Below are 24,342 nucleotides of genomic sequence, written 5' to 3'. Positions count from 1 at the left end.
AACATCGATGTATAATGCTTACATAGAAGTTCTATGTAAGGAGGTATTATTTTGATTTCTAAAGATTTAATAGCTGCATCCTCAAGACCACTTATACTTTCATTATTATCTAAAAAAGAAAGTTACGGCTATGAAATTATAAAGAATATCCAGGAACTTTCAGATAGTAATATCATATGGAAAGATGGTACGCTTTACCCTGTATTAAAAAAGTTATGTGAGGGTGGATTGGTTGAGAGTGAATGGAAGGTTGTCGATGGAAGAAAAAGAAAATATTACAGAATAACAGCGCTAGGTTTAGAAGCTTTGGAAATTGAAAAATCACAATGGAAAATAGTTAATTCTACTTTAAATAGTATTTGGGGGTATTCTTTATGTTCCAACTAAAAGGTTCAATAGAAATTTGGAAACAAAAACTATCTAATAGTAATTCCTTTACAAATTCTGATATTGAGGAATTGGAAAGTCATTTGTTGGAGGAAATAGATATTTTAAAGGAGAAAGATTTAACTGAAGAAGAAGCTTTTTATATTGCCACTAGCAGACTTGGCTCGGTAGAACTGCTTAGTAGTGAGTTCACCAAAATAAATACAAAATCAATATATCTCAAAAGAGTAGCGTGGCTTCTTGCTGGATATATATTGATTTATTTTATTCAACAATTAATACTTACTTGTTCTTTATTTTTTACAAACTATATATATAGTATAAATGCATCTTATATTAACAGAGTTCCATATTTAAGATTGATAATAAGTGTAATTATTTCAATAATACTTTTATATTTTTTATTTACACCAAAGTATGAGTTGCTATTAAAAATTCAATCTACTTTTAACTATTTATTTATTTCTAAAAGAATATTATTGGTGTTCATCATCTTAATATTAAGTATTATGAATTCTTTAGGATTTAATGTAATAGATTCTTTTTCATTAAATAATATTATACAACAAGAAGCTGGTATGTATAAAATACAGATTGACAGAAATATATTCATTACTATTTGGTCAATAACATTATGCTTAATCTTTATGTTACTATCGTTTAAAAGATCAAGAAATTAAATAGGATGCAGACTCATCTGTTTGATATAAGAAACAAATAGATAAGTCTGCATCGTGACATTATTATAGGTTGATAATAAAATTATAATAATTTAAATATGAAACTAATGAATATATAAGGTGGTAAGAAAAATGACAGTTCAGATATACTTGGTTTTTATTTTAACTTTTATTATTTATATAATAGGAACACTGGCCTATTGTGCAAGAGTTGTAGGGGTAAGAACTGGCAGAATTGCGGTGTCTTTTGCTGTATTTAACGTTTTTATATTGATACAAAGAACAGCTAATACCATTCAATCGCCACTACTAGCAAAAACTATTGAAAATGGTATAAATACAGGACAATCTAATAATTTACTCTATATTTTTAGATGGATACTTTTTTCTATTACACTAGCTACGATAACAGGCGCAATTTTAATGCCAACTTTTATAAAAGTATTCACTAGATTAGTTATATCATTCAGTGTTTATCGATCTTTGCCTAAACTAATAGTGCATGCATTCTCAAAATCAGGGATTGAGCAATTTAAGAATAGTATTTCAATTCCTAAAAAAGAAAACTTGTCTGAACTAAGAAATTTTCGCAAAACCCCTAGGAAAGTAATTTTACTTAATATGATTGCATTTTCTATATCAAGTGTAAGCATCTTATCTGCGTTGTATGCCGGATGCCTAAGTCCAAATTTAAGAACTACATGCAGCACTTTATCAGCAGTAATTAATAGCATTTCAACGATATTTATGGTTATATTTATTGATCCTTATTTATCTATGATAACAGATGATGTAATAAGAGGAGAGTGCACAGAATTAGAATTTAATCGCTGTATAATTTTTATCGTCGGTGGATTGATTATAGGGAGCATATTAGCACAGTTAATATTAATTCCTGCTTCAAACCTAATAGTAATTATTGCAAAGCTACTTTAAAGGAGCATATGAATTTGTGTAGTTAAATCTAAATTATAGCATGGAAAATATTTTCAATCTTACACAGAGTTTATGACTTGATTTGAAAATAAGGCGACAGAACCATTGAAAATTAAAATACGAACGATGTTCTTTGAAAATTGAATAATACAGTGTTAAAAATGTAAGATATTTTACTTTTGTTACAGAAATAACCATACAATACTAGATAAATATGATATAGTTACCGTTGGTTGAGTTAAAATAGTAAGTTGTTGCGAAGTTAATAAATGATAAAAATAGAAAAGGATGTGGGTAGTGTGACAGAAATATTTGCTAGACCAGCGGCTGGTGCAATAATAGAGAAAGTAAATGAAGGTGTTAATTATATTTTAATTCAAGAAAGATGTAAAGCAAATGATGCTGAAGAAGATGGGCTTATTGAAATTCCTGCGGGGAAAATAAGAGAATATGAAAATATTTTTGATGGTTTACGTAGAGAGGTGTGGGAAGAAACAGGATTAGAGTTAACTGAAATACAAGGAGAAAAAGAAACTGTGACATGTAAATGTAATGGGTATACGGTTGTAAGTTTTAATCCATTTTATTCTTCACAAAATTTAAGTGGTGTTTATTCTATTATGTTGCAGACGTTTATTTGCAAGGCAAAAGGTGAATTGTTAAAGCAGTCTGATGAATCAGTGAATATTAGATGGATTTCAGTGCAAGATTTAAAAATGTTATTAGAAAAGGATGAAAGTATATTTTACCCTATGCATATTAATGCTTTAAAGAAATATGTTAGAGAAAAGACAAAGTAAGTAGAAATTTATTAAGAGACGTAGTGGTTATTAGTTGCGAATTTAATTGAGTATAGTTTTATGGGGAGTGGTTACTATGAATGCTAATAAATTGAGTTATACATATTTAAGTCTATATTTAATTTCTAGTTTTATTAATATTTTAGTTTTGATTAATATATTGCCCATTGATGCATTGAGAGGTGGCCTTTTCGTGATACTACTTGTTAATATCATTAATCGCAATAAAGAAAAAAATATTAAAGGAAAAGACAAAAAAATGACTATTATAGAGTGGTGTGTTTTACTAATATGGTTACTTACTTCTCTTACTGGATATTTTATTAATAAGTAAATAGTATTCGTATAAGGTTTATCAAACATAAATCTACGATATCTAAATAATAGTAAATTAAAACGACTTAATTTATATTAAGGAAATACAGTTAGCAAGGATGAAACTTATAATAAATATCATAGATTTTTTATATATAAGCATTTAAAAAGGATTTACTTCATTACAGTAAATTCTTTTACATGTTTTGGAATGTTTCCTTTAATAGTTATGATGATTAGTAAAGCTCTACTGAAGCCGGTTTGAGAGGGGTGGATCTACCTTGACCGGTTTTTTAAAACTTATACATGAATGGCAAACGGGCGGCAAAATTAACTTTGCCACCTGCTAAATTTCAATTGGCTATATACAAATATCTTCATTATCTCCTTTAATATCAATAATCCACTCTTTTCTAAGTTCCCATAGACCTGCTTGCAAATCTGATTTCTGCATAGCTCCTGATTTTATTAACTCATCATATTTAAATAAGTTATCCCAGCTTTTTTTCACTTTTGATTTCAAATATGGATAAAAAGGCTTGGTAAATATATCAGACTCGATAGAAATATTCTGTTTAGCTAACATATCATTATGATTTTTTTCATCTTCTTTATCCACATCCAAATATTTCAGATTTAAAACTTTGTTCCAATCTTCAACTTTGAAAAAAATCACTTCCTCAATAGGTACCTCAATAGTAAGCAGGTAGCTGCCCGGATACAACCCAGCATAATCTGCTTTAGTAAATGTCCAAAATGGATACTCAGCATGTTCAGGTATTTTTACAATATTCCGTGCTCTACTTATATACCAATTGTATGCCTCCAAAAATATACCGGAAACCCCTTGATACTTTTTTACAATGTATTCTCTTCTTACATAGCATACATTTTGTTTCTTCAAAAGGTTAACTACCTCAGTGCTTTGTGATGTGTAAAGCCTTACCTTACCACCTTCTGTACCCATTCCTTTTTCACCTCCCAAATAGTTCCTTGGTATAAACTTGATAAAGAATATGAATTATCAAAAAGCCTGTCCCAACTTTTAATTACTTCTTTTTTTAGATGAGGATAAAAGTTACTTAAGTATACATTAGAGCTGTTGGTTATTCCATAGTTCTTAAGTTTTTTATCATAATCTTCTTCATCCTTTTTAGTTAAAGGTACATACCAGTAATTAACTATTCTATCCCACTTTTCAGAATCTACTATTATTACCGAATCCTTGTCAACCAAAAGTTCAAGTATAACAGTACCTGGAACCTGCTGGAGCATATAATCACTGCTTAATGAAACCCAAATTGGATACTGTACGTCTGGGGGTTTGACTACTATATCTTTAGCTTTTCCCGTATACCATGAGTATATGTCAAGATAAAATCTAGAACAATCCTCCATTTTTTGTTCAATATATTCTTTTTTTACTATATATCTTCCGTCCTTTTCTAATACATGAAGAATATTTTCATCTTGTCTAGTCCATACTCTTATTTTATTATTCATTGATCCTCCTTCTTACTCTAACATTTGGTCGGTAGTTTTTGAGGCCTTTTTCCTGCGACCATTGCTGAGTTAACCGCAACATTTCCACTACCAAAAGATCTAAAGTTTGTTTTTTTATTAACGGTTGGGATTGCTTATTTATGGATTGGCTTATCACAAAAAACGATGTCCTTGAATTGACATGAAATTTCCTAATTTAAAATTTCAGTATTGTATATCATATTTCAAGTGATAAGCAAGTTGTTTGAATAATGGTATTTACCTAAATATTAGCATAATTCATTTAAATTATCAATCGCGCTTTAAAAGTAACCATGATTGGTAAATGTTAAATTAATAGACTGTTTTATTATTGTAAGTGATAAAACCAACAAAATAGAATAAAAAGATGGGGGGTATGTAAAGGTAATTTAGAGCTAGATAAGCTAATTACGATAAATTATGCTTACTATTATATTAGTAATTTCTGAAGTATTGTTAGAAAGCATAAACTCATGAGTATGGCTTGAATCCACACAGTTAATTAAAACTAAATCATTTTTTACGGTTTCAAAAACTCTATCATTAATAGTAGAGTTAAACCCACCATTTACAGTGTAAAAACAAATTGCCGCTAAATCTTTATATAATGGAGTTTTATATTCGAATTTAAGCTGTTTGCTAGGACTGATATTAAGATGAAGTAATTCACCATTATAATTTTCCCTTGTCATTAAATTAAAAACAGAAGCTTTACCATAAGTTTTAGTTTTCCAATCGCCCATAAATTCGTCTTGCTCAAAGGCGTTAAGTTGTTTCTTGTATTTACTTTCATGGTCAAGTGTTATTTTTCCTTCTATAACCATAAATTTACGGGAAACTTTTGGTAGACTGCTAAAAGTAGATTCTGGTATATCGATTTTAGCAACTCCGAGCCTCCATAAAAAGTTTTTACTGGCATAATCAGAGTTTAACGGATATGTTGTCAATTCTGTAGCCATGCCTCCAGACCAAAATGTTGGCTTATAATTTTCTTGCCTTAGTAATTCTACATTATATTTCATATATTAATTGCACCTCTTCTTATATATCTTTTATGTTCATTATATTAAAAGATATATATATAATCAATTAAGTTAACGAGCGTTCGAGATATTAGATTCATAAAATTTACCTGATCTTGTGTCTAGTTCTTTTGGCGTCTCTAAGAGAACTCTAATTTAATTGTCTATCTTTTTGGAGCTTTTTATGATTTGTAAACTAAAGTGGTGAACATGCCACCAGCTTCATCGGTAAAGTTGTTGGAAACATGATGTGCAATATGACAGTGAAAAGGTCATATACTTGGATTATTGGCTTTAAATAACACATTCCCTAGATTTGCGCCAAAATACAATATACCAAATATCTCATAATTTATTGACAAAAACCTGACTTAATATTATAGTGAGACTGAACCTATGGTAAATTTAGGCTAAGTGGGGTTTGTGAACTTAAGATTATAAAAAGGACAAACAGATAAAATATTTTTAATGTGGAAGAGTAGAGGAAAAAATGAGTAACATAATATTATACATAATAGGTAGTTTTTTTGTGATTAGTGGAATTGATTATGTTTTTGGAAATAAGTTTAAGCTTGGAGAAAAATTTGAAGAAGGGGTAAAGTCAATGGGAGTGTTAGCCCTTAGTATGATAGGAATTTATTCTCTAGCTCCAATGATTTCAAAAGTGTTAGGTGCAGCCGTTATTCCTATATTTAATATGCTTCACTTTGACCCTTCTATATTTGCAGGGTCTTTATTGACTACAGAAATGGGCGGATATCAGGTAGCAAGAGATTTAGCTTTAAATAGTAATATTGGATTATTCTCAGGGATTATTTTAGCATCAAGTTTAGGTACTACTGTAAGCTTTACGATACCGCTTGGTATGGGGATGATTCCTAAAAAAGATGAAAAATATTTTTCTATGGGAATTATGGCCGGTATGGTAACTATCCCTATAGCCTGTATAGTTGGGGGAGTATGCCAGGGATTAAATTATAAAGAATTACTATGGAGCAATTTTCCAGTAATGTTATTTTCACTTCTTATTGGTACCGCACTTTTAAGAGTTCCAGATACTTTAATGAAAGTATTTAATGCTTTTGGGAAGTCAATAATATCTATTAGTGTTATAGGATTAATTCTTCAAGGAATAGAGGTTATATTTCATATAAAAACTCTTTCTGGATTACTTCCTTTTTCGGAAGGACTTAATCTTATCGGTAAAATGGCATTAGTTTTAGGTGGGTCATATCCTATGCTTGCCGCTATAAACTATGTTTTTAAAAATTATTTTGATAAGCTTGGTAAAAAAATAGGCATTAACGGAGTATCTGTAACAGGATTGTTCGGCAATTTGGCAAGTAATTTATTAGTGTTTTGTACATTCAAAGATATGGATCCAAAAGGTAAAGTTATCTGTACTGCTTATGGAGTAAGTGGTGCATTTATGTTTGGAGGGCAGTTTGGCTTCGTATCAGGTGTGGCTCCACAAATGGTAAAAGGATTTATTTTGTCTAAACTTATAGGGGGCATATGTAGTATACCTGTGGCTCTATGGATATATAACCGTGAAGTAAATAATAATGTTGAAACTTCAAAAGCTGTAGCTTAAAATTTGTAGGAACCTGAGAACTTTGTATGAGAAAAAGTTCTCAGGTTCCTTTTATTATTTCTTATCTTATACAAAACATAATGTCATTACTATTAGAATTATCTAGAGGGTATATCTTTATTAGTGTATACTCTATAAGCTTCAGCAAATAATAATTGTAAAAACATATAATTGCCATGCCATGGGCTATTGGAGAAATCAATATGGAAGGCATTAAATTAAGGCAGAGATATAAGAAAGTAGGTAATTATTATGAATATACAGTATGTACAAGGAGATTGTATTTTTACGAGAATTAATAAATTAACTAAACAGTATGAGTATTTAGCAGAGGATATAGATACAGATGTGATAATAGTAGGAGGGGGAGTAACTGGAGCAATTTTAGGGTATTATTTTACTAAAAATAATATTAATAATGTTATTTTAGAGAAGTCAAGAATAGCTCATGGGAGTACTAGCATAACAACTTCACTTCTTCAATATGAGCTTGATAGCAATGCCATGGAGTTAAAGTCATATACATCCATGGGCAATATTTTAAGGTCATATGAACTCGGAATAAAGGCATTAGATGAAATTGAAGAGTTTATAAATGAATATGGAAATACCTGTGATTTTAAAAGAGTAGATAGTTTTCTATATACAGCTAAAGATATAGAAAAAAAGGAAATTGAAGAAGAGTATAAGTTTAGAAAGGAAAATGGATTAACCGTAGAATTTATTAATAAAGACAATAATCCATTTTCTTTTGATGTAAAGGCTGGTGTATTAAGCAAAGGTGGAGGAGCTCAATTTGATCCTTATAGATTTACTCATGCTTTGCTTAAGGTAAGCTGTGAAAAAGGATCGAGAGTATACGAAAATACAGAAGTTGTAGACGTTAAGTATAGTGAAAATGGGGTTACTGTAGAAACTACATATGGACATAAAGTTAAAGGTAAAATTATTATTGTGGCTACTGGATATAACACAGGTCTTTTTACTAAAAGAGCCTTCGGAACCAAAACTACTACCTTTAATGTTTCAACTAGGCCAATAAATAATATAGAAGATATATACAAAGGGGTAATTGTTAGAGACAATGAAGACCCTTACAATTACTTAAGAACAACTAGTGATAATAGAATAATAATTGGTGGAGAGGATATAAATTTTCTACCAGATATATTTAACGAAGAATTATGTAATAAAAATTATGGTAAGTTAGAGCAAAGACTGAAAAATTTATTTCCAAATCTAAATATGGAGATAGAGTATAGATATTGTGGGGCTTTTGCATCTACTCAAGATAACTTAGGTTTCCTAGGGAAAGATCCGAATAATTCTAAGTTATGGTACTGCTTAGGATATGGGGCAAATGGTATTTTATTTGCTGTACTAGGTGGGATGATGCTCAGTAAATTATATTTAGGAGAAGTCCATGAAGATCTACATCTTTTTAAAGTAGGTAGATTTGACTCATGAGATCACAATTTACTATTCTAACAGGTTAACTTAATAAAAGTAAGTAAATTATTATATTAACATAAAGATTTATTATAGTTTTTTATAAGATATAAAAACAGAATTAAAGTATTTGATGACGCTCCATATATTGTAACTGTAATGATTTATGTCAAGGAAGATTTGAAAGTAAAATTCATGCAAAATACTTTTACTCAAGTGTATGTATTTTGTGTGGATTTTCATTTCATTATAAATATCAAATGTAATAAAATACTTGACAATATTACTAATTAGTAATATATTTTATATATGAGTAATGAGAAAATACATTATGGTGAGTTGAGTGATTTAAATTTAAAGTTGTTAATAGCATTGAGCAGAAGCACCCAGAGTGTTCATAAAAGGGAACATAGGACGATTAAAGAAGGAGGTTTAACAGTTTCTCAGTTTGCTGTACTTGAAATCTTATACCATAAAGGTGATTTAAGAATCTGTGAAATACTTGAGAAGATTTTGGCCACAGGAGGTAATATGACCGTAGTTATAGATAACCTCGCTAAGGAAGGTCTTGTAAGAAGATGTACAGACCCAAAAGATAGACGAGTTAACCTAATTAGCATTACAGAAAAGGGAAGAGAACTTGTGAGCAATATTTTTCCCAAGCACTTGGAAAATATAAATGAAATCTTTAGTGTTTTAACTACTGAGGAAAAGAACGAGTTAATAAGTTTATTAAAGAAGTTATCAGGTGTATAAAGTATGGTACACCTTATTTTTTAAACAAATACTACTAATTAGTTATAAACTAATTAGTAGTATTTAGAGGGAAAGGAGATTAAAATGGATTATTTAGATAATCTTAAAAATAATATTAATGAAATCTGTGAAGACTGCCATTGCAACGGATTAGACCAATGTAATTATAGAAAGTGCAATATTGGATTTGCTAAATATGTTGTTGACAATATCAAAGATAATTTTACATATTCAATCGCTGATGGGGAAAGTTTAATTCCAAAGACTGATTTAAAATATTATGATAAGAAAATAATTGCTAGTGGAATAGCAAGCATATGTAAGTTATGCAAAGAGTGTAATGAAAACCATAGTGAAGATTGCGTCATATCCTTGATTAGGAGGGCGTTGGAGTATACTCAGCTAAGAGGTAGGATTTTTTACCCAGGAAATGTACTTCTATATTTAATGAGTGTATCAAAACAAGCACCTGAATTAGCAGAACTAATAAAACAGGAATATATGAGCATAGGTTAGTTTTCAGTTAACTTAATATATATAAATTAATTAGATAAGGAGATAAATGTATGATAATTGAAAAAGAAACACTGATAAAGGATATTGTAAAGATAGGACCAGAAGCAATACAGATACTTATGGGTTTTGGCATGGGATGTATTGGATGCCCTGCATCTCAAAATGAAAGCATAGAACAAGCAGCTGCGGTTCATGGAATAGATATAGAGAATTTACTTCAAAGTCTAAATAATATCTAAAAAGTTAAGGTCTAATAAAGATTATAAGTCTTTAAAAATATCACATATAGCAAATATAAAAACATAAAAACTAATGGAGGAATAAAAAATGCTAAAATCAATAATTTCAATGTTTACAAAAAATAGAAGTGAGGAAAGTAAGGTAGTTTGTGGATGCTATAATGTTACTGAACAAGATTTAAAAAATGCTGTCAACAGTGGTGCTAAGTCATTTAAAGAAGTACAAGCTGTTACAAAGGTAGGTACTGGTTGTGGTAAATGCGTAGGAAGTAACAAAATATTAGTTGATGAGTTACTATTGAATAAGAAAATCGATGAAAACCAAGTAGTATGTGGATGTTTTAAAGTTACTGTGCAAGATATAGTGAATGCTATTAAAAATGGAGCAAAGTCATTTGAAGAGGTTCAGGCAGTTACTAAGGTTGGTACTGGTTGTGGTAATTGTGTAGAAAGTAATAAGGCATTAGTTGCTCAGTTATTAGCAGAATAATGCTTTAAAGGGTATATAGATTAAATTGAAAATAAGCATATGAATAGATACCGTTGAGCTATTTTTAATAGATTAATTTCTATCATATAATAAGACCACTTATGTAGAGAAAAATATATCTTTATGTATGTGGTTTTTTATTTTAAGAGGGTAATATTAAGGAAATAAAAGTGCTAAAAACTTTACTTTTTCCAATATTTAGTGTATCATATACTTACGAACGTTCGTAAGGGAGATGATTTTATGACTATCACTCAAATTAGAGATGTCGCTTTGCTAAATTTTGCTGAGAAAGGGTATGAAGGAACATCCCTTTCCGATATTGCTCAGGCAGTTGGCATAAAAAAGCAATCCATTTATTCTCATTTTAAAAATAAGGATGAACTGTTTCTTGCAGTTATGAATCAAGTTATTAGCGAAGAAACGGAATTCTTACACACCTTTTTTGCCGAGAAAAATTCTAACTTAGAAGACTACTTAAAAAGTTTTATTTTTAAATTAAAAAACCGATACATGCAAAATGAAGAAAATAATATTAAGTTTATGCTACGTATGGCTTATATGCCACCCCTCCATCTTAAAGAGGAAGTTATTAAAAACTTATACTTATATTTCTTAGAACTTGAAGAATTATTAAATAAGTTATTTTTAAATGAAACGGGTCTCTCAGTAAAAGCCAACAATGCAACACTTGCCTTTACGACCATGTTAGATGGGTTATTAGTTGCACTGATTTACGGGGGAATAGAGAGATTTAATCTAAAATTTGAAGCATCCTGGGAAATATACTGGACTGGATTTTTAAAAATCTAAGTCTTAAAAATTTGATTTGTTAATAGCTATGGGGGGATATATGTGAAAGAAAGTAAAATTTCCGAAAAATATGCTTATATTATTTTAATACCTACACTTATCTTAATTATTAGTTGTGTCATATTAAAAATATTTTTATTTTACGGTTTTCTTGTAAGTATAGTTATCGCTTCATGTTTACTTATGAAAAGTGGATTTTCTAGAATTGAACTTTTAAATATGGTAAAAAAGGGTCTTTATGAATGCAAATCTCTGTTTATCTTAATGATATTAATTGGGGCTATGATTTCTATATGGATGTCTTCAGGAGTCGTGCCAACTATACTATACTATGGTCTAAAATATATGCAGAACACGAATTTTTTATTTGCTGCTTTTGTTCTTACTTCCATAGTTTCAATATTTATGGGTACAGCATTTGGAACTATAAGTAGCGTTGGAATTGCATTATTAGGATTAGCAAAGATATTTGGATTACCTAATTATATCCTTTTAGGAGCCATAGTTTCAGGAGCTTTTATAGCAGATAAAAGTTCACCAATATCTAGTCTTTTTAATCTTACACTTGAAACTGTAAAAATAAGTTATAAAGAAGCCCTAATGTCCATGTTAAAAACGCTATTTCCAGCTTATTTTGTATCAGGGTTAACATATTATTTTATTGGGAAAAAATATAGTGTAATTCTCTCAAATTCTAATATAGATAACTTTGTTTCAGCTATTAATAGAAACTTTGTTATTTCACCATTATTATTATTTTTACCTTTAAGCATCATAATCATGTCATTTTTAGGAGTGAGAATGTTAAAAGCAGTATCTTTAGCATTAATTGGAGGAATTATTGTTTCTATTGGTTTTCAGAAGTCAAGCTTTAATTATATCATTGTTGCAATATTTAATGGTTATAAAATAAATACAAACTCTGTTGAATTAAATACAGTATTGGTTAGTGGCGGCATTGTATCTATGATATCAATATTACTTATTATAGCAGGTGCAATCAGTCTAAGTAGTATATTTCAGGAAACAGGTCTTATAGTACCCATAGTTAAAAGGATAACACTAGGAGTTAAATCAAAGGAAGAGCTTATCTTCAAAACAGGATTGATAAGTGGTATATTGACAACTATAAGTGACCAAAGTGTTGGTATAATAATACCTGGAAAACTTTTAAGTGCTAAATATAAAGAATTAGGAATTAAAAATACTACTTTAGCAAGAACTATATCAGATACTGGAACAATTGTTGCACCACTTATTCCATGGAACGTGAATTCCTTATTTATTTTTTCAACAACGGGAATTCCAACTGTAGCATATGCACCATATACTGTGTTATGCTACCTGTCGCCTATAATTACATTTATCTTTGCCTATCTCTATAAGTTCCAAAGTAGAAAACAGCCAAAGAAAATACAAGTCAAAATATAAATGGGTTATCTTACGTTATATAAAAATAAAGAATCAGCAAGAACAATTGCAATAAAATATGTAATAGTAAACATAATTACTTAACAGAATAAATCAGAATTTATGGAGGAAGAAGATGAGTAATTTAGGAAAGTTTTGCACATGTAGAAATATAGATTGTCCATTACATCCTACGAAGCATGATAAGGGATGTGCGCCTTGCATCAACAAAAATCTAAGACTAAAAGAAATGCCGAATTGTTTTTTTAATTTAGTAGATGGTGCAGAATCAAGAGAAGGGGATTCATTTGAAGATTTTGCAAAACTAATATTAAGAGGCCAGGAAAAAATGAAATGATTTGGGACAAAGTAAAATTTCAGTTTATAAGATTGAAATAATTAATCCTGCATAAAAATTAATTCATAATTTTCTTATTTAACATAACAACTGAAAAAACAAACAATTTGTAGAGATACCGCATTATTCAGAGTTGAATTATGTGGTGTTTTTGCGTCGCATTTCAAATATATGTATTAATTATAAAAAATATAATAATCGCTTAACATGACTATAAAGCTAAGCGTGATTAATGGAAATGAGAACATCAAGTATGATCTTTAGAAAGCGAATAATATAGTGTTAAAATAAATGCATTTATATCTTTGTAAAAATTACGTAAGTAACAATATGTAATATATGTTATAATTTTGTATAAGCTAAACGGAAGCTGTAAAAAATCACATATTAATCATAAGCGTAAATTTGTAGAATAGACTATGATGAAATTTTAGGGGGAGGATTACTAGATATGTATATAATAATATCAGCATTAATAATAGGAATTTTTATAGTATGTGCAAGTATTATACTTGGAAGATATATAATAAGTGCTAGTGAAAATAATGAAAATGGAACATACCAAATGATTAAAATTGATGAAAAAAATATAGTTGTATTGGATACAAGGACTGGGCAATACTTGAGAAAGCCAATTGTTGAAAATTCTTCTGTTAAAACAATCGTTAAAGAAACAGATAAGTATGCATAGGTAAAATATTGCCACAGAAGTTTAGATTGTAATCAAATGTGTAATAGATTAGTTTAATGTGAGGGTTGGATATTGAAAATATTGGATAAGGTATTTAATGAAAATTACTATGAAATCAAACACTTTGAACAAAGTGGAAGAATATATGAATATTTAGGTGTAAAGAGTTTTAGAAAAGCATTATTGCACATAGCCAAATATAGAAAAAGTGAAACGCCCTTTAAAAACTATTTCCTAAAAGAATACTCAATAGATTCATTAAAAAAATATGAGCAAATGTCCAGAAAAAGCGAGAAATCCCATGTAATTATAGCCGTAGTTATGTTGGTCTATATGGTCAGAATAGGTGTTCTAATAAATAGTGTTTTTGATGTTGTATTTTTATTGTTTTTTACAATAGTAAATATAATAACAAATATTTATCCTATTTTTTTGCAAAGATATAATCGAATTAGAATAAAGAAAATCTTGAACAAAGTTAAGGTATAAATTGAAGATTTCAGCATTTATATTCGGTTTTAATGAAATATGAGTTTAGTTCATGACATTATTAAGTTGTGATGGAACTGTAATTTACTTCGAATTAAAACTTATATAACAAGATCCTAAAGGAGTTGTTAATAATGAAGCACTATAAAACATATGCACTATTAGTGTTATTAGCCTTAATCTTAATGTTGGCAACTATTTGGTTTTTAACCTTAAACAAAAGTGAAGGTTATGTTTCTTCAGTGAACAATGGCTCATATGTTTTGGTAATACCTTTAGAAGACTCTGAAGCAGAAGGCAAGACGAAAGATGAAATAATATCAATATTAAGCGAGAAGTCTAAGCAATATCAAGGTACAGTTTACAGTGTACCCAAGATAAACGAACTTCTAAAAATGCAGTTTGAGCAAGGGTCAAATGTCAAGGTTTACTGGAGAGGTCCAGTAATGGAATCAGCACCAAGCCAGGTAAAAGGGACTGTATTTATAGTTGAAAAGAAATAATTACTCACTTTACTTAATTTCGTAATTTCAATAGATTTATATTACGTAACTAAGGCTGTACTAAAAAGTACAGTCTCTTTGTTATATCAGGATTCAATACTGTTTTTAAATACAGCATAATTATAAAAATCGTAACTTTATAGTAAAATACTTATTGTAACCTGCAATCGCTGATGTGTTAACAGTCCACATACTAGGAAATGCCTAGGAAGGAAGGAATTAAAAAATGAATTATTTAGCTCATATATACCTTGCAGACAATAATGATGAAAGTATACTCGGTAACTTTCTAGGTGATTTTGTAAATAAATCCTTGGAAAATAACTATAAGGATTCTATAAGAAATGGTATTTTCATGCATAGAAAACTTGATAGCTTTACTGACTCAAATTCGGTTTTTCTAGAAAGCAAAAAAAGAATTTCAAGCTTGAACAGGCGCTTTTCAGGCGTATTAATTGATATGTTTTATGATCACTTTTTAGCTAAGAATTGGTCTGAGTATTCCAGCATATCCTTAGAAGAGTATGCTGATAACTTTTATAATTTACTAAATAGATTTTCCTATTGCTTACCAGATAAATTAGTAAGAAGGATGCCTTATATGATAGAAGAAAACTGGCTTCTTTCTTATAAAGATATAGATGGTATTAAAAAACCATTAGATAGGATTTCTTTGAGATTTTCTAAATCAAAGCATCCTTTATTGAATCCAATTGATGAGTTGATCCACAATTATAAAAGCTTGGAAAGTGATTTTAAAAACTTTTTTCCAATTGCAATTGAGTGTGCAAATAAGCTTAAAAGTATTCACTAAAGGGAAGGCTAGCCATTTTTCTGATAAACTTGATGAAAACCTCCTGACATAAATTAAATATATAGCAATAACTAAATAAGCCTGTTTGCTAAATTAAGTATGTTTATGTTAAAATTTTGGAGTGTTTTAATAGTGATTAGTAGACGAGGATACACATGTAAAATTACACAACAAATAAAATTAGAGAAGGTTTTTATTGTGTAGACTATGGATAAATTTAAAATAGGAAGTAGGTTTTTTACAATGAAGAATATAATATTTGATGTTGACGGTACCTTATGGGATACTACTGAAGTAGTAGCTAAATCTTGGAACAAAGCAATTTTGGAAGTTGGTGGAACAGAAGCAATCATAACATCCTCTGTACTTAAAAAAGAGTTTGGAAAGCCTATGGATGTAATAGCAGATAATTTATTCTTTGATGCCAATGAGAGCAAAAGAGAACTGTTAATGCAGCTATGCTGTAAGTATGAACATGATGACTTGAGCGAAAATACTGACAATCTACTGTACCCAGATGTAAAAGAAACTCTTATAAAACTTTCTGAGAAATGTCGTTTGTTTATTATTAGCAATTGTCAGTCTGGTTATATTGAATTATTTATGAAAAAGACAGGGGTAGAAAATTATATTACAGACTATGAATGCTTTGGAGATACCAGTAAGAGTAAGGGAGAAAATATTAAGCTTGTTATAGAAAGAAACAATTTAGAGGATGCAATATATGTTGGGGATACTCAGGGGGATTATGAAGCAACGGTATTTGCCGGAGTTCCTTTTGTGTATGCTAAGTATGGTTTTGGCAGTGTTGAAAACTATTATTTAGCTATAGATGGGATAAAAGAACTGCTAAAATTGTGTAAGGAAGATAACTAGCATTACAAGGCAAGTTTTTTCATTTGGTTTATTTTTAACCCATTTAACGATGTTATTTGCATGAACTCTAGACAGTATTTCTATTTGATATTTCTTCCTTAAGATATACAAAGTATAATTAATAAAAGTCCTTTGTTTAGTAGGTATTAAAACTTAAATAAATGTAAAATCTAATAAAAGTAAATACTTAGTCATTGAAAATAGGTTTTGTTTTTCAAATCTGGTAATTAAACGTAGAGTCGGCATGGAAACTCGCTATCGAACTAACACAGCCCTATTTAGAAAGTACTTCCACCGGCAATGTTTCCTAGCACCAAGTCTTTACTTAATCATGAGCTTGTTAAATTTTGAAAATATTCTACATAAGGAGAACAGATATGAAACATGATTATATCGAAATAGTAGGTGCACGTGCGAATAACTTAAAGAACATCAGTTTGAAGATTCCAAAAAAGAAAATAACAATTTTTACTGGAGTATCAGGGTCAGGTAAGTCATCGATTGTATTTGATACGATCGCCCAGGAAGCTGGCAGGCAATTGAATGAAACCTTTAGCAAATTTATTCAAATTTATTTACCTAAGTATGGCCATCCGGATGTTGATGCAATTGAAAACCTATCATTAGCGATTATTGTTGATCAAAAGAGGATAGGCGGCAACTCACGTTCAACTCTCGGTACAATAACGGATATTAATCCATTACTCAGACTGCTGTTTTCAAGAATCGGGCATCCACATATAGGTCCCTCCTCTTATTTTTCGTTTAATGATCCAAATGGAATGTGCAAGACTTGTGAAGGTATCGGCAGAATTGTTACGCTTGATCTTGACAAGGCCCTGGATAAAGAAAAGTCGTTAAACGATGGAGCGATTTTGTTGCCGGGCTTTAAACCTGGCACATGGATGTGGAAAATGTATGCCGAAACAGGTTTTTTTGATTGTGATAAGAAGATTAAGGATTATTCAAAAGAGGAATACGACAAGCTTGTTTATCATAAACCGGAAAAAATCAAATCGGCCGTCATGGAAGGAATTAACACCACCTATTTAGGTCTTGTTGAGCGATTTATAAGACAGAACATTAAAACCGAGTATGAAAAATCGGAGGCGTCACAGAAGAAAATCGCGACCTTTACAACCGAAAAGCAGTGCGATGATTGTGGAGGCAGACGTTATAACGAAAGTATTTTATCGTCGAAAATCATGGGATATTCCATTGCGGATTTTACGGCTATGCAGGTGGATGAGCTTCTGGAATTAATACGAAGAATTGATGATCAGAACGTAAAACCGATTATCAAGAATCTAACTGAGCGATTAAATGATTTAATTCATATAGGACTAGATTATGTCAGCCTGGACAGGGAAACGTCTACATTATCCGGCGGCGAATCGCAACGTGTTAAAATGGTCAAACACCTTACAAGCAGCTTGACGGATGCTATGTATATCTTTGATGAGCCAAGTATCGGATTACATCCAAGAGATGTGCACAGACTTAACGAACTGCTGATAAAGTTACGTGATAAAGGCAATACGGTGATTGTAGTTGAGCATGACCCGGATGTCATAAAGGTTGCCGATTACGTTGTTGATGTTGGGCCTAAGGCAGGCACAAACGGAGGTAGGATCACGTTTGAGGGCAGCTATAGCGACCTTCTGAAAGCCAAGACACTTACAGGAGAATACATTGGGAGGAGCCTGCCGATTAAGAGTAAGGCAAGGATTAGCAGTGACTTCTATGAAACGAAAAAGAGTAGTTTACACAATTTGAAAAATGTCAGTTTAAGAATACCCAAAGGTATATTCACTGTTGTTACAGGAGTTGCAGGATCAGGCAAGTCTACCCTTGTTAATGGTGTTTTTGCGAAGGAATATAAAGATGCCATCATTATCGACCAGTCCGCAGTCAGCGCAAATTTACGTTCAAATCCAGCGACCTTCACTGGAATAATGGATAAAATACGTAAATTATTTGCTGATGAAAACAAGGTAAGCGCTGGATTGTTTAGTTATAATTCGGAGGGTGCGTGTGAGGCCTGTAAAGGGCGAGGTTATATAGAAACAGATCTTTCCTTTATGGATTCAGTTGAAACCATCTGTGAGGAATGCGGAGGCAAACGGTTTAAGCATGAGGTTTTGGAGTATAAGTATAATGGCAGGTCCATTGTTGAAGTGCTTGAAATGACAATCGCAGAAGCTGTTGATTTTTTTATACAAAAAGAAATCAAAAACAAGCTAAAGCACTTAGTCGATGTCGGTCTGCATTATATGACGCTGGGACAGCCGTTAGACACCCTTTCCGGTGGAGAATGTCAACGCTTAAAGCTTGCCAAGGAATTAAGTAAAAAGGGAAATATCTATATAATGGATGAACCTACAACTGGTTTGCATATGTCCGATATTACCAGCATTTTGACCATTATTGATCGTCTTGTTGACAAGGGCAACACAGTTATTGTCATAGAACACAACCTTGATGTAATTCGTAATGCTGATTGGATTATCGATGTAGGAGTTGAAGGCGGCAGCAGAGGCGGACAGATTATTTTTGAAGGAACACCTGGTAACCTCCGAAACTGCAAGGAGTCTATTACTGCAAAATACTTATAAACAATTGGAGGGATACTTTTATGATTATTAATGAAACCCTAAATATTATTAAACAGCGCAGGAGCACAAGAAGTTTTAAGAATGAGCAAATCAAGGAGGAAGAGTTGCAAACTGTACTGGAAGCTGGTATGTACGCACCTAACGCCGGGGATCAGGCTTGGCATTTTACGGTAGTTCAAAACAAGGAACTTCTAGATAGACTTAACCTTGCAGCTAAGGAAGCAGTGAAGCAAATGAATATTCCAGGAATAAAAGAACTAGGGAATGATGAAAAATTCAATTGTTTTTATAATGCACCAACACTTATTATAGTCTCTGGGAATGAGCATGCTCCTATGCCTCTTGAAGCGGATTGTGCATCTGCTACACAGAACATGCTGCTTGCTGCAGAATCTATAGGACTTGGGTCATGTTGGATTCACTTCGTCTTATTTGGATTTTATTCAGCGCAAGGCGATGAATTACGAAAAGAACTAAAAATACCTGAGGGTTATAAGCCTTATTATTCGGCTGTAATTGGATATAAAAAGAATGCATCTATTTATTTGCCTGACAGAAAGCCAAACCTCGTTACATATATTAGATAACTTTGTTACAGAGAACTTATATCGCTTCAAAGTTCTTTCTTTTCTGTCTATAATAAACGGAGTATTGTGGTATAATACTGCAAGATATTGTATATAAAGGAGCAAAAGAATACCGCAAATTCATTACTGAATAATGCGGTATTTTAAAATGAGAAAACCGATTTTCATTTAGTCCTTCTAAAATAATATAGATATTCTTTATACTGGGATAAAGATATAAATTTAACATATAGAAACTTATGGTATTAAAATGTATCAGGAAGTTACTCGAACCATGCTTTTTTGAGCAACTTAATACCATCAACAATATCACACTCAGCCATTCCTCCATAGCCGAACATAATCATATTATTAGAGCATTTATCTATTTTTATCCGAAATGGGGATACTGGGTAAACGAAAACACTGTATCCTTCAGCCATTTTTATTAAATCCTGTTCACTTAGTCCATTTTTAACCTCTAATAAAATATGCAATCCGGCATTTTTACCATGAATTATAACTTTATCCCCCAGTACTTCCTGTATAGTATGAATCAATAAATCATGCTTTTTTTTGTGAGCAATGCATAATTTTCTTAAATGAGTCTCCCAATGTCCTAAATACATAAACTGTTGAATTATTTTTTGTTCAATTATTGAAACTGAAACTGGAGTTCCATTGAAAAGTTTATTGAATTTTTCAAGAAAGGCTTCAGGGAGCACCATATAATTTACTCTAAGTACAGGTGATAATGATTTTGAAAAGGTACCTATATAAACCACTAAGCCGTCCTTATCAATACTTTGGATAGAAGGAATGGGCTTTGAATTATATCGCAGTTCGCTATCATAATCATCTTCAACTATTATTCCATTTCTTCTTTTAGCCCAATCCAGAAGTTTTAATCTTTTACCTATTGGAAGTACAGAGCCTGTTGGAAACTGATGTGAGGGAGTTACATAAGCCATTTTTGCGGAACTATTCTCCAATTCTTCAATATTTATACCGTCTTCCTCTACAGTAATTGGAACAACTTTATACCCATTATTTATAAAATTATTTCTCGCTATAATATATCCAGGATCTTCTATTGCTATTTTATTAAAATCCTCTCTAAATAATTGGCATAACATATTTAGGCAATATTCCAGACCTGAAGAAATAATAATTTGTTCGGGTTTACAAATAACTCCTCTTGCCTTATTCAAATATTTCATTATTTCAATCTGTAAGTCTAATTCGCTCTTTCGACCTTGAAATGAGGTCAAGCCTTCGGAACCAAGGGCAGTTAAACATTTGTTAGAGAGTTTCTTCCAAAGTTTTATCGGAAAATCACCTGAACTTAAACCTCCATATTTAAAATCGTATTTATAATTAAAATTTTCATTTGTTACGATGCTAAGATCTTTTTCAATTCTTCCAGAATCAGTTTTTTTTATTTCTGGAAATAAGAAAACATCAAATTTTTGTACAATGAAACCACTTCCCATCTTACTAGTAACATACCCTTCCGAATACAGCTGTAGATATGCTTTTTCAACAGTATTTCTACTTACATTCAATGTGCTTGAAAGCGCTCGTGTTGAGAGGAGTTTATTACCTTCTTGGAGCTGTCCTGAAATTATTTGTTCTTTTAACTGCTGGTAAATTTGTAAATATATCGGTGTGCTTAAATCATCATTTATTGTTATCATATTTAAAACCTCACTTTAAAAGTGTATCCTATATTTTTTAAAAAATTGGCTCTTTTAAGCATTACACTTTAATTGTATAATTGCATTGTTTGTTAGTCAAGGAGGGCATTTAAAAGCTTTTTAAAGAATCAAAAAGATATTATTTCAAAAAGAGGCTTTAGTAATGTAACTGAAGGATCATATGTAAGTAGGCTGTCAGAAAAAAGAAGGGAAATCGGTGAATATAAGTTCTATTAATAGGAACTATATAAATAACTTAATGGAAATTGAGAGGAGAAGTAGATATGTTAAATGAAAAATTACTTGAGGTTATTTCTAAGTATGGAGTAGCTGCCATAGCAACTTGCAGCTCTAATGAAGCACATGTAGTTAATACATGGAATTCATATATTAATGTAACAGAAGATGGTAGGTTATTAATACCAGCAGCTGGTATGCGTAAAACACAAAACAATATAGAAGAAAATAATAAAATTAAGATGACTGTTGGAAGTAATGAAGTTATGGGATTTAGAGGATTAGGCGCAGGTTTCTTAATAGAAGGAACTGCTAGATTTCTTGAATCAGGTTCAGAATACGATATGATGAAAGGAAAATTTTCTTTTTTAAGCAGAGTATTAGAAATAACAATTATTTCCGCTAAGCAAACACTATAAAATTTAGTTGAATTTATAGAATAAGTAAAATCAATCGTTGTATAGGAATTTACACTAGATATGGGAAGGAGTGTGATACCGATGAAAAAGTTAAATACTTATATTTTAGTTATTGGATTTATTCTTACGTTTACTGGATGCAGTGCAAAAAATGACACTTCTAATAATACTCCATCTAATACTGCAAATAATACCCCTAATAGTAATACAGGAAAGCAAGGAAGCTATAAGGATGGGGAATACGATGTGAAGCATAAAAGTACAAAAGGTGGCTATGAAGAAGCCGTAGTAACGATTAAGGATAGTAAAATTCAAAATATCGAACTAAAAAGATTGGAAAATAAGCAAAAGGAAGTTAATTATAATGAATGGGATGGGACCAAGTGGGGACATCCAAATCTAAAACAATATAGGTTGGATCTAGCAAAAGCAATGGTTGACAAACAATCTGCAGATGTAGATGTTATAAGTGGTGCTACCGAAAGCTCAAAAGGATGGAAGGCAGCAGTTGCTGATGCTCTGGCTAAAGCTAAATAATTGATTTACTTGAATCATCGACCGCCATCTAATGTAAGAGAGGATGATACTTAGCTAATTACATTAAAACCGCTTAAAATAAAAAATCACATGAGGTTTAGACCTTGTGTGATTTTTTTTATTATGTTATAAAATTAAATGTGGAATTTATAAGGAAACTAGAAATGTTTCGTATGTGTCTTCAAATGTGTCATATGGGTAGGGATTTCCGCCGTTTGTGCTTTTGCATTGATTATCGCTAAATTCTTGTCCAACTGCTAAAAGTTCACCAACAGTTATAGGATGTCCCGAATCGCAAGCTATTTTACAAAAGGCATCCAAAGGATCAACTGCACAACGGGTTTCGAGCAATTTTTTTCTTAGCAAAGGGTCTTTTTTAGTATCAGAATATAATAGTTCCAATTCAATAATTGTTTTATTCATGATTATATCTCCTCACTTTACGTTAGCTATAATGTTATTATAGCACTATAGCAGAATGTAAGCTAACAGATGTTAACAATTTGTTACGATTCATAAAACAAAGGGTCTCAGACCAGAAGATAGAAAAAACGATGATATTATTAGTAGTATTCCTTATTATATACTGTGTAAGCATCAATTGGTTTCATCTAAAAATGATTATACCATGATATTCCATATTGTAATATTCGAGTAGTATGCTTTATTGTAGTTTTATAGGAAAGGTGAGAAATGTATGCAGCTACAACTGTAACAGGTAGTCTAGATGGAATTAAGCATAGTAAAAATACTGGAATCAAAAAGCTTATAAGGGATAAATCCAATTATATTAACTCAAATTATGAAGTGATTGAGTAATTTAGAAAAAGAAGGGATAAATTAATGGACAGTAAAAAGATTATGAATGGGGTTAATCATTTTAAAACAATTACAAACCATAAAATGTTAGTTATGAAATATTGTTTTAAAGTTGGACTGTACAAGCAAGGATTACTCCATGATTTATCAAAATATTCATGGACAGAGTTTTCTGCAGGGATAAAATACTATAAAGGGAATATTAGCCCTAATGCAGTACAAAAGATAGAACAAGGATATTCTGAAGCATGGCTTCACCATAAAGGAAGAAACAAACATCACTTTGAATATTGGATTGATTTTAGCCTAAAGCCTACTGAAGGATTAATTGGAATGAAAATGCCAACTAAATATGTGGTGGAAATGTTTGTAGATAGAATGAGTGCTTCAAAGAATTATAGAAAAGAAAAGTATACGGATAGGGATGCTCTCGATTATTACAATAGGGGAAGGGATTATTGTATTATGCACAGAGAATCGGAAGAACTGCTGAAGCTGCTTTTGAATAAACTGGCAGACGAAGGGGAAGAGGCCACTTTACATTTTATTAAAAACGAAGTTCTAAAGTAGTAATATATAGATTTAAATAAGTACGTTGATGAATATTATCATAAGGACAGTGAGCGTAAGGGGATTATGGAGTGTATTGTAGCAAAGAATAGGACTGGTGAGGTTAGAACTACGAGACTTAAGTGGAAGCCGGAGATTCAGAGTATAGTTCAGTATTGAATATTTGTTTACTGCATAGTTTGATTAACTTCGACATTATAATTGTGATATAATTACATAA

The 24,342-nt window shown here is 30.9% G+C and carries 30 protein-coding genes; 25 read left to right on the top strand and 5 right to left on the bottom strand.

From position 1 onward, the window contains the following. Window positions 1-51: 51 nt before the first annotated feature. The 5 genes from AC0N0V_RS12480 (at window position 52) to AC0N0V_RS12460 (ending at window position 3,137) form a co-directional block, all read left to right on the top strand. Complete coding sequence (locus AC0N0V_RS12480) at window positions 52-387, top strand: PadR family transcriptional regulator (RefSeq protein ID WP_474458226.1); 336 nt, start codon at window positions 52-54, stop codon at window positions 385-387. Beyond that, window positions 375-1,067, top strand: coding sequence for a permease prefix domain 1-containing protein (locus tag AC0N0V_RS12475; protein ID WP_474458224.1), 693 nt, complete (start codon window positions 375-377; stop codon window positions 1,065-1,067). The genes AC0N0V_RS12480 and AC0N0V_RS12475 overlap by 13 nt, the downstream gene beginning before the upstream one ends. 132 nt (window positions 1,068-1,199) lie before the next feature. Further along, window positions 1,200-2,003, top strand: coding sequence for a lipid II flippase Amj family protein (locus tag AC0N0V_RS12470; protein WP_474458223.1), 804 nt, complete (start codon window positions 1,200-1,202; stop codon window positions 2,001-2,003). A gap of 269 nt (window positions 2,004-2,272) precedes the next feature. Next, window positions 2,273-2,803, top strand: a complete 531-nt coding sequence (locus AC0N0V_RS12465) for an NUDIX hydrolase (protein WP_474458221.1) — start codon at window positions 2,273-2,275, stop codon at window positions 2,801-2,803. A gap of 76 nt (window positions 2,804-2,879) precedes the next feature. Continuing rightward, the gene (locus AC0N0V_RS12460; protein ID WP_474458219.1) at window positions 2,880-3,137 is read left to right on the top strand and encodes a hypothetical protein; all 258 of its coding nucleotides are present in this window, start codon (window positions 2,880-2,882) and stop codon (window positions 3,135-3,137) included. 342 nt (window positions 3,138-3,479) lie between these two features. On the opposite strand, the gene AC0N0V_RS12455 is transcribed toward AC0N0V_RS12460, so the two are convergent. From AC0N0V_RS12455 to AC0N0V_RS12445, 3 genes are all read right to left on the bottom strand, one after another. Further along, entirely contained in the window at window positions 3,480-4,085 is a 606-nt protein-coding gene (locus AC0N0V_RS12455; protein WP_474458217.1) for a DUF3841 domain-containing protein, read from the bottom strand. Continuing rightward, window positions 4,061-4,621, bottom strand: coding sequence for a DUF3841 domain-containing protein (locus AC0N0V_RS12450; protein WP_474458216.1), 561 nt, complete (start codon window positions 4,619-4,621; stop codon window positions 4,061-4,063). Before AC0N0V_RS12450 ends, AC0N0V_RS12455 begins: the two co-directional genes overlap by 25 nt. 425 nt (window positions 4,622-5,046) lie before the next feature. Further along, the gene (locus AC0N0V_RS12445; protein WP_474458215.1) at window positions 5,047-5,664 is read right to left on the bottom strand and encodes a HutD family protein; all 618 of its coding nucleotides are present in this window, start codon (window positions 5,662-5,664) and stop codon (window positions 5,047-5,049) included. Window positions 5,665-6,154: 490 nt separating this feature from the next. Here AC0N0V_RS12445 and eutH point away from each other — a divergent pair, with 490 nt between their 5' ends. The 16 genes from eutH to AC0N0V_RS12365 all read left to right on the top strand — a co-directional run bounded on the left by eutH (window position 6,155) and on the right by AC0N0V_RS12365 (window position 19,864). After that, entirely contained in the window at window positions 6,155-7,258 is a 1,104-nt protein-coding gene (eutH, locus tag AC0N0V_RS12440) for an ethanolamine utilization protein EutH (RefSeq protein WP_474458214.1), read from the top strand. A 252-nt stretch (window positions 7,259-7,510) separates the two neighbouring features. Then, the gene (locus tag AC0N0V_RS12435; protein ID WP_474458213.1) at window positions 7,511-8,725 is read left to right on the top strand and encodes an NAD(P)/FAD-dependent oxidoreductase; all 1,215 of its coding nucleotides are present in this window, start codon (window positions 7,511-7,513) and stop codon (window positions 8,723-8,725) included. Window positions 8,726-9,016: 291 nt separating this feature from the next. Next, window positions 9,017-9,463 (top strand): MarR family winged helix-turn-helix transcriptional regulator, encoded by a 447-nt coding sequence (locus AC0N0V_RS12430; RefSeq protein ID WP_474458212.1) that lies wholly within the window; start codon window positions 9,017-9,019, stop codon window positions 9,461-9,463. An 84-nt stretch (window positions 9,464-9,547) separates the two neighbouring features. After that, window positions 9,548-9,979: a hypothetical protein gene (locus AC0N0V_RS12425; protein WP_474458211.1), complete on the top strand. Its 432-nt coding sequence runs from the start codon at window positions 9,548-9,550 to the stop codon at window positions 9,977-9,979. A 50-nt stretch (window positions 9,980-10,029) separates the two neighbouring features. Next, window positions 10,030-10,218: a DUF1858 domain-containing protein gene (locus AC0N0V_RS12420; protein WP_474458209.1), complete on the top strand. Its 189-nt coding sequence runs from the start codon at window positions 10,030-10,032 to the stop codon at window positions 10,216-10,218. A gap of 88 nt (window positions 10,219-10,306) precedes the next feature. After that, window positions 10,307-10,708 (top strand): (2Fe-2S)-binding protein, encoded by a 402-nt coding sequence (locus AC0N0V_RS12415; protein ID WP_474458208.1) that lies wholly within the window; start codon window positions 10,307-10,309, stop codon window positions 10,706-10,708. Between the two features lie 201 nt (window positions 10,709-10,909). Further along, window positions 10,910-11,521: a TetR/AcrR family transcriptional regulator gene (locus AC0N0V_RS12410; RefSeq protein ID WP_474458206.1), complete on the top strand. Its 612-nt coding sequence runs from the start codon at window positions 10,910-10,912 to the stop codon at window positions 11,519-11,521. Between the two features lie 42 nt (window positions 11,522-11,563). After that, complete coding sequence (locus tag AC0N0V_RS12405; protein WP_474458204.1) at window positions 11,564-12,952, top strand: Na+/H+ antiporter NhaC family protein; 1,389 nt, start codon at window positions 11,564-11,566, stop codon at window positions 12,950-12,952. Between the two features lie 115 nt (window positions 12,953-13,067). Beyond that, window positions 13,068-13,289 (top strand): DUF6485 family protein, encoded by a 222-nt coding sequence (locus AC0N0V_RS12400; protein WP_474458202.1) that lies wholly within the window; start codon window positions 13,068-13,070, stop codon window positions 13,287-13,289. A 451-nt stretch (window positions 13,290-13,740) separates the two neighbouring features. Further along, complete coding sequence (locus AC0N0V_RS12395) at window positions 13,741-13,980, top strand: hypothetical protein (protein WP_474458201.1); 240 nt, start codon at window positions 13,741-13,743, stop codon at window positions 13,978-13,980. 72 nt (window positions 13,981-14,052) lie between these two features. Further along, window positions 14,053-14,469 (top strand): glycosyl-4,4'-diaponeurosporenoate acyltransferase CrtO family protein, encoded by a 417-nt coding sequence (locus AC0N0V_RS12390; RefSeq protein WP_474458199.1) that lies wholly within the window; start codon window positions 14,053-14,055, stop codon window positions 14,467-14,469. 134 nt (window positions 14,470-14,603) lie between these two features. Beyond that, entirely contained in the window at window positions 14,604-14,972 is a 369-nt protein-coding gene (locus AC0N0V_RS12385; protein ID WP_474458198.1) for a DUF3221 domain-containing protein, read from the top strand. A 226-nt stretch (window positions 14,973-15,198) separates the two neighbouring features. Beyond that, entirely contained in the window at window positions 15,199-15,786 is a 588-nt protein-coding gene (locus AC0N0V_RS12380; RefSeq protein WP_474458196.1) for an acyl carrier protein phosphodiesterase, read from the top strand. A gap of 207 nt (window positions 15,787-15,993) precedes the next feature. Then, window positions 15,994-16,662 (top strand): HAD family hydrolase, encoded by a 669-nt coding sequence (locus AC0N0V_RS12375; protein ID WP_474458195.1) that lies wholly within the window; start codon window positions 15,994-15,996, stop codon window positions 16,660-16,662. Window positions 16,663-17,039: 377 nt separating this feature from the next. Then, window positions 17,040-19,277, top strand: a complete 2,238-nt coding sequence (locus tag AC0N0V_RS12370; RefSeq protein WP_474458193.1) for an ATP-binding cassette domain-containing protein — start codon at window positions 17,040-17,042, stop codon at window positions 19,275-19,277. Window positions 19,278-19,297: 20 nt separating this feature from the next. After that, window positions 19,298-19,864, top strand: a complete 567-nt coding sequence (locus AC0N0V_RS12365) for a nitroreductase family protein (RefSeq protein ID WP_474458192.1) — start codon at window positions 19,298-19,300, stop codon at window positions 19,862-19,864. A 263-nt stretch (window positions 19,865-20,127) separates the two neighbouring features. Here the strand turns inward: AC0N0V_RS12365 and pdxR are convergent, their stop codons facing one another. Continuing rightward, window positions 20,128-21,540, bottom strand: coding sequence for a MocR-like pyridoxine biosynthesis transcription factor PdxR (gene pdxR, locus AC0N0V_RS12360; RefSeq protein ID WP_474458191.1), 1,413 nt, complete (start codon window positions 21,538-21,540; stop codon window positions 20,128-20,130). A gap of 284 nt (window positions 21,541-21,824) precedes the next feature. On the opposite strand from pdxR, the gene AC0N0V_RS12355 reads away from it, so the two are divergent. Then, entirely contained in the window at window positions 21,825-22,196 is a 372-nt protein-coding gene (locus AC0N0V_RS12355; protein WP_474458189.1) for a pyridoxamine 5'-phosphate oxidase family protein, read from the top strand. 81 nt (window positions 22,197-22,277) lie between these two features. Next, a complete protein-coding gene (locus AC0N0V_RS12350; RefSeq protein WP_474458188.1) occupies window positions 22,278-22,733 on the top strand; it encodes an FMN-binding protein in 456 nt (151 codons plus the stop codon). Window positions 22,734-22,880: 147 nt separating this feature from the next. On the opposite strand, the gene AC0N0V_RS12345 is transcribed toward AC0N0V_RS12350, so the two are convergent. Continuing rightward, window positions 22,881-23,156, bottom strand: coding sequence for a hypothetical protein (locus tag AC0N0V_RS12345; protein ID WP_474458186.1), 276 nt, complete (start codon window positions 23,154-23,156; stop codon window positions 22,881-22,883). A 270-nt stretch (window positions 23,157-23,426) separates the two neighbouring features. On the opposite strand from AC0N0V_RS12345, the gene AC0N0V_RS12340 reads away from it, so the two are divergent. Beyond that, on the top strand, window positions 23,427-23,552 hold the full coding sequence (locus AC0N0V_RS12340; RefSeq protein ID WP_474458185.1) for a hypothetical protein: 126 nt from the start codon (window positions 23,427-23,429) through the stop codon (window positions 23,550-23,552). 42 nt (window positions 23,553-23,594) lie between these two features. Next, window positions 23,595-24,122: a DUF5662 family protein gene (locus AC0N0V_RS12335; protein WP_474464522.1), complete on the top strand. Its 528-nt coding sequence runs from the start codon at window positions 23,595-23,597 to the stop codon at window positions 24,120-24,122. Window positions 24,123-24,342 lie beyond the last annotated feature (220 nt).

Source organism: Clostridium sp. CS1-1 (genome assembly GCF_056135525.1).
The sequence above is the reverse complement of the archived record's forward strand: the minus strand, read 5'-3'. Positions and strand labels throughout refer to the sequence as shown.